The sequence below is a fragment of the Asticcacaulis solisilvae genome, assembly GCF_017875235.1.
In the GTDB taxonomy this organism is placed as follows: Bacteria; Pseudomonadota; Alphaproteobacteria; order Caulobacterales; family Caulobacteraceae; genus Asticcacaulis; species Asticcacaulis solisilvae_A.
The window spans coordinates 92,187-105,316 of the sequence record NZ_JAGGMI010000010.1; the positions used below are offsets into that span (position 1 = coordinate 92,187).

Here is a 13,130-nt window from a genome sequence, read left to right on the forward strand (position 1 = left end):
CGTTTTGCCTAACGAATCCTTTACCTCCGTGATCACGCTTCCGGCACGAGCCGTGATTATTCGCGACCAGAAATTGTAACGGTAAACCCGGCGGCAATCTCTATATGCTAGCGTTCCGGCATGACCGCGTCCCAAGTGCCCTCCCACACCGTCCTGACCGATTACGGCCTGCGCGCGCAGGCGCGCATGTTCCCCTATACCCTGGGCTTTTTCGGTATTGGCCTGCCGCTGTTCATATGGGCGGCGGCGACCAGCGTGTCGCCGTGGCTGATGGCCGTCTATATCCTGCTGCTCAGCGGCATCTGGCCGGCCTTCATGGTCCTGCGCAACCGCTCCGAAGCGCTGGCCGCCGCGCCGCGCACAGAGGCCAACGTCAGGGCGCGCCTGCTGCGCCAGGGCGTTGGCGGCGGCCTGTGGGCCCTGTGCCTGACCGTCATCAGCCTGACCTCCGGCGGCACAAGTCCCGGCGCTGATGTCCTGATGATGATCTGCGCCGGCGCCGCCATCAGCATTATCTTCTTCTGCACGCCCGTCCTGCTGCACCTGCTCACGGTCGGCCCCGCCGCCCTGATCGGCCCTATCCTCGTCCTCTACAGCGCACGGTCGGAAACCAGTTCGGCGCCGCTCATGACCGGCGGGCTGATCCTGGCCTTCGCCATGGCGCTGGTGCTCAACCGTCACATGCGCGAACACTATATGCTTCAGGTCAGCGCGCTCGACGCCGCGCGCGACCGCGAAGACGCGACGGCCGCCCGGGTGGCGCTGATGGAAACCCTGTCGCGCGAGGTCAAGACCGGGCTGCAGGGCATCGAGCATCACCTGACCCAAGGCGCGGTCAGCCTCGCCCGCGCCCCCACGCCGCGCCGCCTGGTCGAGACGGCGCTGGAAGAAGTCGCCCGCCTGCAGACCATCCTGGTCACCACGCTGGATAATGACGAGGCCGAGGCCGGACACATCGCCGTCGAGCGACTGCCGCTCGATATCGAACTGATCTGCGAACGCGTCATGGCCGGGTTCGCATCGTTGGCCCAGGGCAAGGATCTGGGCTTCACCCTGTCAGCGTCGGAGATGCCCGCATCGGGCAGCGCGATCGGCGACACGCACCGGGTCGAGCAGATCCTGGAACATCTCGTCAGCAACGCCTTGCAATATACGCAACAGGGTCGGGTCGAAGTCCGCGTCACCCGTCCCGAGGGCACGCAGGTCGTACGCATCGAAGTCGTCGATTCCGGCCCCGGCCTGTCCCCGGAAGAGGTCGAGCAGGCGTTCGCGCCTTATCAGCGCATCGCGCGTACCTCCGCCGGCTGCCCTGGCGCCGGCCTGGGGTTAAGCCTGTCGCGGTCGCTGGCGGCGCTGATGGGCGGAGACATGGGCGCCCAGTCGACCCCCGGCGTCGGCTCGAAATTCTGGCTGGACCTGCCCTATGACGCCCTGGCCCCGGCGCCGGTGCGTCCCGCCGAGCCCGAGGCGGACGTTCCCGAAAGCGAAGCCTTCCTGCGTGTGCTGCTGCTGGCCAACGATTCCCTGCGCGCGGCGCAACTGCGCGACCAGCTTGAAGAGATGGGCCACCGCTGTCTGACCTCGACCTCGCGGGAACGCGCCCTGGCCCTGGCGCAAAAGGGCGGGCTGGACGCCTGCGTCATCGCGACCGGCAGTTTCGAAAACCTGCACGAGGACGTCAACCGGCAGACGCTCGATACCTTCCTGTCGAGCCTGCGCGCGACGCAGGAAGCGGCGCGGCTCAGGATCGTCGCCCTGCTGCCGAACGGCGACCAGGCCGAGGACCTGCAGTTGCTGGGGGTCAAGCCGCTGCTGCTGCCGCACAATCGTGAAGGCCTGTATCGCGCCCTTGTGTCGGATTAGCTGCTGTACCCGCCGGTCCCCCCAAAGGCTTTCATCAAAGCCTCGCGTTTGCCTTCGCCGCCCTCGCCATCTGGTCCGAAGGCTGACAGAAGCTGGGCATTGAACAGCATGCCCGGTTCATTTTCGCCATTGCCGAACACCAGTTGCATAATGGCGGCATCGGCGCGCAGCTTGTCGAGGCGCGCCACGATCTGCGGATTGCCGAAGACGTCATCGGCCGGCCTGGGGTTGGCCGCGGCCTGCAGCGTCATGGGTTCGCTGCCGCCCGTCTTGGTCAGCCGCGCCGTGACCTCCGCGACGCTCAAGGGCTGGCCCTTGCGATAAAATATGGTCGGATTGGCGCGCGCCGCCGCCGGAAAGAGCGCCGCGGCCGAAGCTCCGGGACGATTGGCATTGGCGGTGATCAGGTCCGCCGCGCCATCTGGTCCCAGGAAGTGCGCGACGTAAAGCTCACCCTGCGTCGCGGCGCGGCCGATCCGGCCCTTGAGATAGGCGGCGTGGCCGGCGGTCATCTCCGCCGCCATGACGGCATTGGCGTCGGCATTATAGCGCAGGCCCAGCACCTGCTTGCGCATGTCGGCGGCGACGTGGAACCGCCCGTCCCTGCCCCGCGTGATATGTTCGGCGAAACCGCCATAACCGTGCTTGGCGCCCTTGGACTTCAGGACGCCTAGCCAAGTCTGCTCGATGAACTGGAACAGGCCGGCGGCCGAGGAGGTTGGCGCCTTGGCGTGCGGGTTGAGCGAGCTTTCGCGCTTCGCCGTCTTGACCAGATAGCTGAAATCGACGCCAGTGGCCTCCGCCGCACGCTGAATGGAGCCCATGACTCCGGTGGCGCCCGCTTCCGCGGCGCGCCCAAGCTGGCTCATAACGGACGGGTTACTCGGCAACGGCATGGGCAAATTTTGCCCTATGCATGGTTAATATGGCTTTAAAACCGGTTCGGGTCGTAGAGGGCTGCGTCGGCGTCCGGGGCCTCGCCTGCTATCAGCGCCAGCAAAAGCCTGGCTGCATAAGGCGCAAAGACATAGCCGTTGCGGCGCATGCCGACGGCGACATAGACGCCTGTCGCATCACGGCCGATCAGGGGCCACGAATCCGGCGTCGAGGCGCGGACGCCCGTCTTCGGCGTGGCGCCGCTGAGATCGACCGAGGGCATCATGCCCGTTGCCCGCGCCTTGAGATCCGCAACAACTTCGGGCTCTATCGCCAGGTCGTCCTGGCCGAACTGCATGGTGGCGCCGAACTTGGCCATCGCGACGTGGTCGGCCAGATAACCACCTGCCCAGCGCACCACCCCCTGCCCGCCCTGGCCCGGCAGATCGAGCAAATGGCCCTTTACCGGCTCAAGCACGCCGAGCGACGGAACCGACGACGCCAGCGCCCTGGCGCCAAACCCTGCCGCCACGGCCACGTGACCGGCGGCCAGGACTTCGCCCGTGGCCAGGGTCACCGTCGTCGCGGACACGGCCGCGACAGGCGCCGTCACGAGCTCTCCACCGTGGCCGAGCACATGCGCCTTCAGGCTTTCGAGAACTGCCTGTCCGGACAGCAGCCAGTCACCCGCCACTTCGACACCGTCCATGTCGCCGGCAATGCCTTTAAGTTGCTCATCGGTCAGGGCGGCGAACGGCACACCCATGGCCTTGAGCCGCGGCGTGGTGATGTCACTCAGATTGTCGCTTTGATACCAGACATAGCGGCTGTGCGCCTCACCTCGCGTCTTTTCCAGCGCGGCGCGAACGTCGGCCGGCCACACCTCCATCAGGTCGACCCAGGCCTGTTGCGCGCGATGCAGGCGGGCGTAGGCGACCTCCGGCTCGAACTCCAGAAGCCCCTCCAAGGCCGGAGCGATCATGCCGGCGGCAATTCCGGAGGCCGTTTCGCCTGTATTATCGCGCGCAATGACCTGGACCTTAAGCCCCTTCGCCTGCGCCGCCACGGCCAGGCACAGGCCGGTAATGCCGCCGCCGACGATGATCAGGGATGTTTCGGAAGTCGCCATGGAGTGCGCCGGCAGATGAAGGACCTGCCGTCGCCTGACCAGTTCCGGCGAAGGGAGGCATGCGGCATGTCGGCTGAAGGAAGCGCTTTCCGAAACGTGTGAAGCGGTTTTGGCTCCGCCGAACGCTGTTTCGGACTAAAAGCGCGATAAAGACTAGAGTTCGGGCGTAAGCGCCCTCACTCGGCGATGGTACCGTCTGCTGGTTTCGAACCAGCTACCTCCAGAGCCACAATCTGGCGCTCTACCAAGTGAGCTAAGACGGCACGTCATCGCGAGGAGCGTGTCTCTAACGCGAGAGGGCGCGGCGATCAAGCCCGAATTTGCCTTTATGCAAGACGGACTATTTATAACCCTTCGCGGCGATATAGGCCTTCAGGTCATTGATCCGCGTCTTGTCCGACGGGTGGGTCGACAGGAACTGCGGCGGCGCGCTGGTTTTCTGCGCCGACATGTTCTCCCATAAGGTCACCGACTCGGAGGCGCGATAGCCGGCCTTGACCATCAGGTCGACGCCGATCTTGTCGGCTTCGGATTCGTGCTTGCGCGAATAGGGCAGCAGAAGGCCCAACGCCGCGCCCATGCCGCCATAATTGGCCACGGCCTGCTGGACGCGGCCTTCGGTCGTCCGCGTGGCGATTTCGAGCCCGACCTGGGTGGCGGCCTGCTGCGAGGCGCGCTCCGCGGCATGGCGGCCGATGACGTGGGCGGTTTCGTGGCCGATGACAGCCGCCAGCTGATCGTCGTTCTTCACGACCTTGAATAGGCCGGTATTGACGCCGACCTTGTTGCCCGGAATGACGAAGGCGTTCGGCTGGTCGTTCTCGAACAGGACGTATTCCCACGCCGATCCACCCATGCCGGCCGCCTTGACGATACGACCGCCGACCGTTTGCAGCCGGGCGTTCAGCGCCGGATCGCGCGAAACCTTGGCCGTCCTGAGCTGCTCCTGCCAGCCGGCCAGGGCGCTTTGTTCCAGGGACCGCTCATCGAACAGGATCAGTTGCGAGCGGCCGAGCGCTTCATTGCTTTCGCAGCCCGTCAGGACGACGCCCGCGACACACAAAGCCGCCAGCGAAATGCCTGCCGTGAACTTGCTCATACGCTGTTTCATCGAGATGTCCCCCGTCGGATATTCGGAACGATATGCGCGGACATTAAAGCGATACGCCGAAAAGTGTAAGCGGTTTTCGGCATAATGTAGCGATAGAGCCGTGGAGCAGCGTCCATAAAAAGGCGCTCCGAAATTGCTTCCGGAGCGCCCCAGACAGGACGGGTTTCCGTCCGTCAGTTAGTTCATGCGCCAGACAACGGTTTGGCGCAGCACCGAGCCCACCTGAACATTGCCCTGGCTGATATCGACGCGCCCTTTGTCTTGCACCATGCGGACCGTGGCGGCGCCAAAACCGTAGCCCCCGGGCTTTTCACTGACGGCCGTGCAAGACACGCGGCCCGCCGTGTCCAGCACGACGCATTGCACGGTGGCCGTGCCTTCGACCTCGTCTTCCTCGGCGCGCGCCGGATAGTAGTTGGCCAAGGCGGCACCGTCCGGGAATCGGCTCCAGCGCGCGACGACGACAGCCGGCTGGGCTGGTGCGTCGGAGGCGCCGGTGCCGGTAACCGTTCCTCCTCCGGCCTGGGGCAGGAGGGGTGGCGCGTCGATCACTGTGTCCGCAACGGTCCTGGGTTCATCGACCGGGATGATCGGTGTCGTTTCGACCTCGGTGGCGGGCGCAGGCGTCTTGTGAACCTGGATGGTCTCCTTTTCCAGGGGCGGCGTCGGCTTTGCCTTGTCCGGCATGTCGATGACGATCGTCCGCGGTTGGTCGGGCGGCGTCCAGGTCTGCTCAAGACCTGTGCCGAAGCGCTGGTCCAGCAGGTAATAGGCAAAGCCGGCGTGTACCGCGATGGCGACGCCAAGCGCGACATAGAAGGACGGCGGTATGCGTTTATTGGGATGTATATCCAAAGCCGAGCGGCGGTTATGGACCGGGTTGTCCATGTTTTCGGTCTCCTTACATGATTGAACATCACGCAGAAGCGACTACAGCCCGCAAGGTTGCCGGGTCGGGTCCGAAAACGATGAGGCGGTAATCACCTGCATCAAAAAGTCGGCAATCGATTTTCTTGTAACGGTCTTTTCTTGAGAACGACGATATGCCCAAACGGTTTTTGACGCAATCGTCATTTTCGTCCTCACGTCGTACGCAAAAGAAAAACCCGGAGCCTGTGGGCTCCGGGTTTTACTTTAGCTGCAAGGCCGTTTAGCCGAGTTGGAAGCGGAAGGTCTGCTTCAGGCGCTGGCCAGGCTGAACCTGACCGCCGCCGGTATCGACGCGACCGCGGGCTTCGATAGCCCGGACCGCCGCGGCGCCGAAACCGTAACCCTTGGGGGTTTCGCTGACGACACTGCACTTCACCTTACCATCGGCGCTCAGGATCTGGCACTCGATGGTGGCCGAGCCTTCGACTTCATCTTCCGAGGCGCGCTCGGGGTAGTAGTCGTCGAGGTTCGGGAACTTCGACCACTTCGCCGAGACGTAAGCCGGAGCCGGAGGCGCCACGGGGGGCGGCGTACCGGTGTTCATCTGGCGCGGCGGCTCAGTGTATTCCTGCCGGACTTCCTTCGGAACCGGCGGAACCGGAATCGGAGGCGGCGGGGCCACGTCGGTCGGCGGCGTCACGCGTGGCTGAACCACTGGCGGAGGCGGCCGGTCGGGCGGCGGAGGGGGTGGCGGCGGAGGCGGCGGAGGCGGTGGCGGTGCGACCAGGTCGACCTCAACCTTCTCATCCGTATACTCCACCTCGTGCAGTTGGAACTTCGCCCGCATGAAGTAGTAGGCGACGGCCAAGTGCAGTGCGGCAGTGACGCCAATCCCGACCATAAGCGAAGCCGATTTCTTTTTCGGCGGCGGGTCAAGGATAGGGTCCCGTTTTCTATGGGGTGTTTCGTCCATAAGTTAAGACCCTTTACTGGCTTTCATCTTCGCCTTGCAGCGCGACGCTGTAGAAACCGTTATCCTGCAGCGCGTTCATCACCTTCATGAACTCGGCATAACGGGTTCCCTTGTCACAACGAATGAAGATACGTTCGTTGTTCGGATCGCGCGCGCCGATGGAGGTGCGAAGATCTTCACCCAGCGTGTCGAGCGACGTAGGTTTGTCGCCGATGTACAGGTTGGTGTTCTTCTGCAGCGAGATGTAAACCGGTTTCGGCGGATTGTCTTGCGGCGGTACGGTTGCTTTTGGAAGACTTACTTCGACCGACACAGTGGCGAGCGGAGCCGCCACCATGAAGATAATAAGCAAGACCAGCATGACATCGACGAACGGCGTAACGTTGATTTCGCTGTTCTGTTCGATGTGGAATTTCGAGCCGCCGCCACCTGATAGCTTGGCGCCCATAGTGATTACGCCCCTTTGTCGAGTTGACGCGACAGGGAGTTCATCAGTTCAGAAACGAATTGCTCAGAGCGCGTGCCGTACTGCGAGATGCTGGTGTTGAACAGGTTGTACATCACGACGGCCGGGATAGCGGCGATAAGACCGATACCGGTCGCCATCAGGGCTTCAGCGATACCCGGAGCAACGACGGCCAGGTTGGTGGTGCGCGAGTTGGCGATACCGATGAACGAGTTCATGATGCCGTAAACCGTACCGAACAGACCGATGAACGGCGAGGTCGAACCGACCGAAGCGAGGAAGGTTTGGCCACCCGACAGGCGCTTGGACAGACCAGCCTGAACGGCGGCGATCGAGGCTTGGGCGCGGTTCAGAGTCGAGTCGCGGTGCTCGCCCGAAACCTGCAGGCCGGCTTGCTTCGACAGCTGGATTTCTTCGGTGCCGACGGCGGCCATGTCGGCCAGCGGGTTACCGGCGAATTCGTCCGAAACCGAGATGCGGTTGATGTCGGCGATCGAACGGGCCGAGCGGTAGGCTTCGAGGAAGTTCGAGGTGACGCGGTTCAGCGAAGCGAAGTCCATCATCTTCATGATCAGGATGATCCACGAGATGACCGACATCAGGGCCAGGCCGATCATGACGACCTTAACGACGACGGTCGCGCCGTTGAACATCGAGACGAAGTTAACGTCCGAAGCGCCGTGGCCGCCAGCGGCCGAGGAGGTTTCTTCAGATTCAGCAGCGGGAGCGGGAGCAGCTTCAGCGGCGGGTGCCGAGGCGGCCGGAGCCGGTGCGGCGGCGGCGGCCAGGGCCATCGCGGGAGAGCTCAGCAGCAGCGCGGCGGCGCCAAGCAGAGCAATGAGCGGGTTGTGTTTCTTGTGTTCGAGCATTTTTCGCCAATTCCTGAATATGGACTACGCCCGGGCGGGCCGACCAAGGACTGAAGGGGAAGCGTTTACCCCAGTTAAAGCCAATAGACCCGCACCCGACACTTAAGGCCTCACGCCCCAGCATCATGAACGGATCTTGCGCGCACCGGTCCGGACAGAGCGGTTTCTAATGACCGCATGATGCCCGTGCCGAAGCGCAAACCTTGCCATTATGGACCACGAGTGCCCAAAAGGCGACCTCTTTGTTGCCGGCGGGAGGCCAGCAGCAAACAGGTTTGGGCCTAAATGATCCGGCGAGACCAGAAACGTCAAGGTGTCTGTTACAGAGATTTCACGCCGGCAAGGGCTTGTACAGGCAACTCTTTAGAAAATTATGAATTAAAAATCCAAACATGTCCGATAGTTAATGTTCGGACGGCTTTAATCCTGCCGCAGCGCTGCAGTTAAAAAAAATTTTGCGCACGGTAACTTTTTTTGCGCGGGACTCTCCAGGCGCGAAAAAGCAATCGGTATTGCAACCCGAAGACGGGAGAAGACCGTAAGAATGTCATCAGCGACTCGCCACGAAATGGGAGCCGTAGCGGAAATTTCAAGGCGTGAAGGTAAGAATGGTGCCTGGAGCCGGAATCGAACCAGCGACACGCGGATTTTCAATCCGCTGCTCTACCAACTGAGCTATCCAGGCCCTCGTCTTCGCGCCGATTGCAATCTCCAGCGCCGGAAGGAGGCAGGTCTATAGAAGAGGCTTTTGCCCTTGTCCAGCCGAAATGGCGGAACGGATTATTTTTTTGGTGGAAGGCTTTAGAGCATGCTTCGAAAAAGTGGAAACCGGTTTTTTGTGCCAGGCATGCGACCACCAAAGACTCTAGACCATGCTGCGTTTCCTTTAAAACGCAGCATGGTCTAGGCTTCGTCGTCGTAGGGCAGACGCGTGTTCCGTTGAGGCGATTTTTCCTGAAGCGGGGCCTCGTCCTCACCGACGGTCAGACCGCCCTCCCCGTCGATGATGTAGTTGCCCTTTAACCAGTGGACCAGGTCGACATCGGCGCACCGTTTGGAACAGAAGGGCGCATAGTCGCGGGCGGCATTGACGACGCCTTCGACGGTCTCGCCATAGGGCTGGCGGCAACGGGTGCAGTAACGAACAGTCACAGGGCAAACACCTCGGGCTTGGTGGTCGTGGTTTCCAGGCGCAGCATCGGCGCCAGGGGATCGAGGGACGCGGCGATCAGCGGCTTGAGGACAGCGATATCGTCCGCGCGCAGCCGCATGACGATGATTCGGCTGTGATCCTGCTCCGACAGCTCGACGGCCTTGTACAGCCAATGCAGGGCCTTGCGGTCCATGGCGTAGTCCTCGCCCAGCGGACAGGCGCCCCAGGGCCGGATGAACTCCAGCGTCCCGAACTTGCCGATCGGCGCAAGGACGATACGCGGGGCCTCGGCGGCGAAGCCCTTGAGAAGAAGCGCCTTGAGCTTGTCGAAATCATGGCGCTTGCCGATAAGATCGACGACGACCAGTCCGGCATATCCGGAAAGGCGCAGGCGGCGCGGCAGGTCGCCTACCGCCGCTTCATTACACGCCTTCGCAACAGTCCTTGGCGTCGCCGCCAGCGAGGATTCGCCCTGACTGCTGTCGACGTCGCAGGCAATCAGCGCGTTTGTCGGTTCGATGGACATAAAGCCGCCCGGGCTCAGAAAGTCGTTCGGGTCGAGCGCGTGATCGTACGCCGCCTTGATGGCCTCGCGGTCACACGCCATCGTCACAGGCCCGTCACCGATCAGGTGGTGTACCTGCGCGAGCAGACGATCCTTGAGGCTCAGGGCCGGCAACAGGCGGCGGGGCGCGCCGTCCGCCAGCGCCTGAAAGCGCGCGCGCGCCAGCTTGTAACTGTCGCCACGATTTTCCGCTGTGATCTCGACCTCGACCGCCGCCCCTTCCGTCAGCTTGTCCAGCACAGCCTGCGGCCCCTCCAGCACGGCGTCTTCGCCCCCGGCCAGGGCCAGGAAAAGCATGCCGCCAGCCCGCTTCTTCAACCGCGCTACCGACCGCGTGCCAAGGACGCCAACCGAAGGATCGTGTTCCAGGCCTTCGGCATAGAGTTGCGGCAAGCCGTCCTTATAGACGGCGCCGCGCGCCAGGCCGAACCGGCTCTCGTAATGAAGGGTGATCATCGATAGCCCGCGCCGTCGAGCAGGACGCGCGTTTCATAGAGCGGCAGCCCGACCACGGCGGAATAACTGCCGACCAGGCGGATGATATACGAACCGGCCAGACCCTGGATGCCGTATCCCCCCGCCTTGCCAATGCCTTCGCCGCTGTCGAGATAGGCGGTGATGTCCTCACGGCTCAGGCGCTTGACCGACAGGCGCGTCTCGACGGCGCGCGACGACAGCCTGCCGGCGGGCGCCATAACGGCGACGCCGGTAATGACACGATGGCCGCGGCCGGACAGGAGATTCAGGCAGGCCTCGACCTCTTCGCGGCTTTCGGCCTTGGGCAGGATGCGCCTGCCGACGGCCACCACCGTATCGGCGGCCAGCACAAAGGCGTCCGGATGTGAGACCGCGACGGCTTTCGCCTTTTCGACCGCCAGGCGCAGGGCCAGGGCGTTGGGAGTTTCGGATTTAAGCGGCGTTTCGTCGATATCGGCCGCGGCGATCATATCCGGTACAATGCCCATCTGGGCAAGGAGATCGCGGCGGCGCGGACTGGCGCTGGCTAAAATAAGCGAGGAAGCCATACGCCTTATTGCTTACTTGAAGCGGTAGGTGATGCGGCCCTTGGTCAGGTCATAGGGCGTCATTTCGACCATGATGCGGTCGCCGGCTAGGACGCGGATGCGGTTCTTGCGCATCTTGCCGGCGGTGTGGGCGATGATCTCGTGACCGCTGTCTTCCAGCTTGACGCGGAAGGTGGCGTTCGGCAGCAGTTCGATCACGGTGCCCGGAAACTCAAGCAGTTCTTCTTTGGCCATGCAGACTCTCAAAAGGGTGACGTACGCACGGAATCGTCATCGCGCGCACGAAGGTGTGCGCCCTTTATACCCAAAGCCGTTGCGTGGAAAGAGTTAAAACGCGGCAACGCCTCCCCGGTGGGTCCGGAGAGGCGCTGAACAAAGGCAGATTAAGAGAGGTTCGTTAGAACTTCTTGACCAGGCTGACCGTCGTGGCTGTGCTTTCGCCCTTGTCGCCGACAAAGTCCGACTTGGTGTAGTCGACGCGGGCGGCATAGTCGTTGTTGAAGTGATACTGGGCGCCGACGCCGTAGTCGACGGCCGTGCCCTGTTCGAACTTGCCGGCCGCGGCAGGCGCCTTCAGGTCGGTATCCGACAGGCCGACGCGGCCGATCAGGTCAAACTTCGGGCTGACGGGCAGGTAACCGACGCCGTAGGCGCCGACCTTGTTGGTCAGGCGATATTCGCTGCCGGCGACAGTGTCCTTATTGGTGCCAAAGGCGGCTTCGCCTTCCACGCCGAAATGCGGAGTGATCTTGGTGCCCACGCGGGCATTGACGCTGCCGAGCTTGGAATTGGTGGTGTCATTGTCCTGGCCCGATACGCCGACCGAGCCATAGACGCGGCCGACATCTTGAGCAGAGGCAGCGCCAGCGGTAGCGGTCAGGGCAAGAGCGGTGGCAGCAGCGATAACAAAGGTCTTCATCTTAGTGCTCCATATCTAGTCTTTTGTGTCCAGCCACTCGGGACGTGACCGGAAGGCGCTCATTGTCGCCTGAAGAAAATATGGGGACTGCAACCGGCCATCGTGGGACCGTTTAGGGGTTCTTTTGGGGTATTTGCTCGTAAATAAGGCGATAGGGTCACATGGCCGCCATCTGTGTGGCGATATGGGCAACACGGCCCTATTCCCGTCGCGAAATGGCCGCGATGATGAACCCTAAATGAATAGTGTCAGATTACAAATCTGTAAGAAAATCATAATGATAGGCAAGATTTTCCGTATCGTTGTTTTTGCGCCGTTCATACGACCAGGACTTAGCCGGCTGCCGCAATTGCCGCTTCGTGCAGGCGGGCGCTGTCGGCGCTGAAGCAGCAAAAGATGACGTCGCGGTCTCCCCTCTCCGTCAGGAGGTCGCGGACCGTGGTAACGGCGATGCGGGCGGCGCGTTCCGGCGGGAAGCGATAGACGCCGGTGGAGATGGCCGGAAAGGCGATCGTTCCCAGTCCTTCGGCGATCGCGATATTCAGCGCGTTGCGATAGCAGTCGGCCAGCAAGCCATCCTCGCCCTGCCCGCCGCCATGCCACACCGGACCGACCGTATGGATAACGTGGCGCGCCTTGAGCCGGAAGCCCGGCGTCATCTTGGCCTGACCGGTCTTGCAGCCGTTCAGTTTCCTGCAGGCTGCGAGCAGTTCGGGACCAGCGGCGCGATGGATGGCACCATCGACGCCACCCCCGCCAAGCAACGATGAATTGGCGGCATTGACGATCGCGTCGACATCCAGCTCGGTAATATCGCCGGTGTAAACGCCCATTGCCATAGGTTAGTTCCGGATAAGAGCGTTGATCAGGGTGAAGAGCCGCCGTGAGGTCTCGTGGTCGATTTCGACCTTGCCGGACAGACGCTCGGTCAGCAGCTCCGCGCCTTCGTTGTGGACACCGCGCCGGCCCATGTCGATCGACTCGATCTGGCCGGGCGTGGCGTTCTTGAGCGCGTCGTAATAGCTTTCGCAGATCATCTTGTAGTCGCGTAAGGTTGTTTTCAGCGGCGCCAGCGACAGCATGATCTTGCGCGCATAGTTCGGGCCGGTGATGTCGAAGATCAGCCGGTTGTCCTCATAGGCCAGACGCAGATCGAACGGGCCTTCCGAACCGGCTTCGGCCGCGCCTTCGGGCGTGAAGCTGTTTTTCTCGATCAGGTCAAACATGGCGATCTTGCGCTCGTGCTCGATCTGATCCGAAGGAGCACTCAGGGAAGCGTCGTCGATCTCGATTTTCGCGATGCGCATGTTT

The 13,130-nt window shown here is 62.5% G+C and carries 15 protein-coding genes and 2 tRNA genes; 1 reads left to right on the plus strand and 16 read right to left on the minus strand.

Annotation, left to right across the window (positions count from 1 at the left end; genetic code table 11):
- The first annotated feature begins 120 nt into the window (after positions 1-120).
- On the plus strand, positions 121-1,863 hold the full coding sequence (locus J2X24_RS16235; RefSeq protein WP_209724011.1) for a sensor histidine kinase: 1,743 nt from the start codon (positions 121-123) through the stop codon (positions 1,861-1,863).
- On the opposite strand, the gene J2X24_RS16240 is transcribed toward J2X24_RS16235, so the two are convergent.
- The 16 genes from J2X24_RS16240 to J2X24_RS16315 form a co-directional block, all read right to left on the minus strand.
- Positions 1,860-2,759, minus strand: coding sequence for a transglycosylase SLT domain-containing protein (locus J2X24_RS16240; protein WP_209724013.1), 900 nt, complete (start codon positions 2,757-2,759; stop codon positions 1,860-1,862). The genes J2X24_RS16235 and J2X24_RS16240 overlap by 4 nt on opposite strands.
- Before the next feature lie 35 nt (positions 2,760-2,794).
- Positions 2,795-3,868: an NAD(P)/FAD-dependent oxidoreductase gene (locus J2X24_RS16245; RefSeq protein ID WP_209724015.1), complete on the minus strand. Its 1,074-nt coding sequence runs from the start codon at positions 3,866-3,868 to the stop codon at positions 2,795-2,797.
- Positions 3,869-4,055: 187 nt separating this feature from the next.
- Positions 4,056-4,131 (minus strand) — tRNA-His (locus J2X24_RS16250).
- A 77-nt stretch (positions 4,132-4,208) separates the two neighbouring features.
- Entirely contained in the window at positions 4,209-4,979 is a 771-nt protein-coding gene (locus J2X24_RS16255; RefSeq protein WP_245344758.1) for a M48 family metallopeptidase, read from the minus strand.
- A gap of 177 nt (positions 4,980-5,156) precedes the next feature.
- Positions 5,157-5,867, minus strand: a complete 711-nt coding sequence (locus J2X24_RS16260; RefSeq protein WP_209724017.1) for an energy transducer TonB — start codon at positions 5,865-5,867, stop codon at positions 5,157-5,159.
- A 262-nt stretch (positions 5,868-6,129) separates the two neighbouring features.
- Positions 6,130-6,750, minus strand: a complete 621-nt coding sequence (locus J2X24_RS16265; protein WP_245344759.1) for an energy transducer TonB — start codon at positions 6,748-6,750, stop codon at positions 6,130-6,132.
- A gap of 85 nt (positions 6,751-6,835) precedes the next feature.
- Entirely contained in the window at positions 6,836-7,270 is a 435-nt protein-coding gene (locus tag J2X24_RS16270; protein WP_209724021.1) for a biopolymer transporter ExbD, read from the minus strand.
- Between the two features lie 5 nt (positions 7,271-7,275).
- On the minus strand, positions 7,276-8,157 hold the full coding sequence (locus tag J2X24_RS16275) for a MotA/TolQ/ExbB proton channel family protein (protein ID WP_209724022.1): 882 nt from the start codon (positions 8,155-8,157) through the stop codon (positions 7,276-7,278).
- 609 nt (positions 8,158-8,766) lie between these two features.
- Positions 8,767-8,842, minus strand: a tRNA-Phe gene (locus J2X24_RS16280).
- Positions 8,843-9,060: 218 nt separating this feature from the next.
- Entirely contained in the window at positions 9,061-9,309 is a 249-nt protein-coding gene (locus J2X24_RS16285; protein ID WP_209724024.1) for a DNA gyrase inhibitor YacG, read from the minus strand.
- Entirely contained in the window at positions 9,306-10,331 is a 1,026-nt protein-coding gene (locus tag J2X24_RS16290) for a ribonuclease E/G (protein WP_209724026.1), read from the minus strand. Before J2X24_RS16290 ends, J2X24_RS16285 begins: the two co-directional genes overlap by 4 nt.
- Positions 10,328-10,900 carry a Maf family protein gene (locus J2X24_RS16295; protein WP_209724028.1) on the minus strand — a complete coding sequence of 191 codons (573 nt, stop codon included), beginning with the start codon at positions 10,898-10,900 and terminating at the stop codon, positions 10,328-10,330. Before J2X24_RS16295 ends, J2X24_RS16290 begins: the two co-directional genes overlap by 4 nt.
- A gap of 12 nt (positions 10,901-10,912) precedes the next feature.
- Positions 10,913-11,134, minus strand: a complete 222-nt coding sequence (gene infA / locus J2X24_RS16300; protein WP_192618509.1) for a translation initiation factor IF-1 — start codon at positions 11,132-11,134, stop codon at positions 10,913-10,915.
- A gap of 163 nt (positions 11,135-11,297) precedes the next feature.
- Positions 11,298-11,819 carry a porin family protein gene (locus J2X24_RS16305; protein WP_209724030.1) on the minus strand — a complete coding sequence of 174 codons (522 nt, stop codon included), beginning with the start codon at positions 11,817-11,819 and terminating at the stop codon, positions 11,298-11,300.
- A gap of 332 nt (positions 11,820-12,151) precedes the next feature.
- A complete protein-coding gene (locus tag J2X24_RS16310) occupies positions 12,152-12,658 on the minus strand; it encodes an O-acetyl-ADP-ribose deacetylase (protein WP_209724031.1) in 507 nt (168 codons plus the stop codon).
- Positions 12,659-12,661: 3 nt separating this feature from the next.
- Positions 12,662-13,126, minus strand: coding sequence for a UPF0262 family protein (locus tag J2X24_RS16315; protein ID WP_209724033.1), 465 nt, complete (start codon positions 13,124-13,126; stop codon positions 12,662-12,664).
- Between the last annotated feature and the right edge of the window lie 4 nt (positions 13,127-13,130).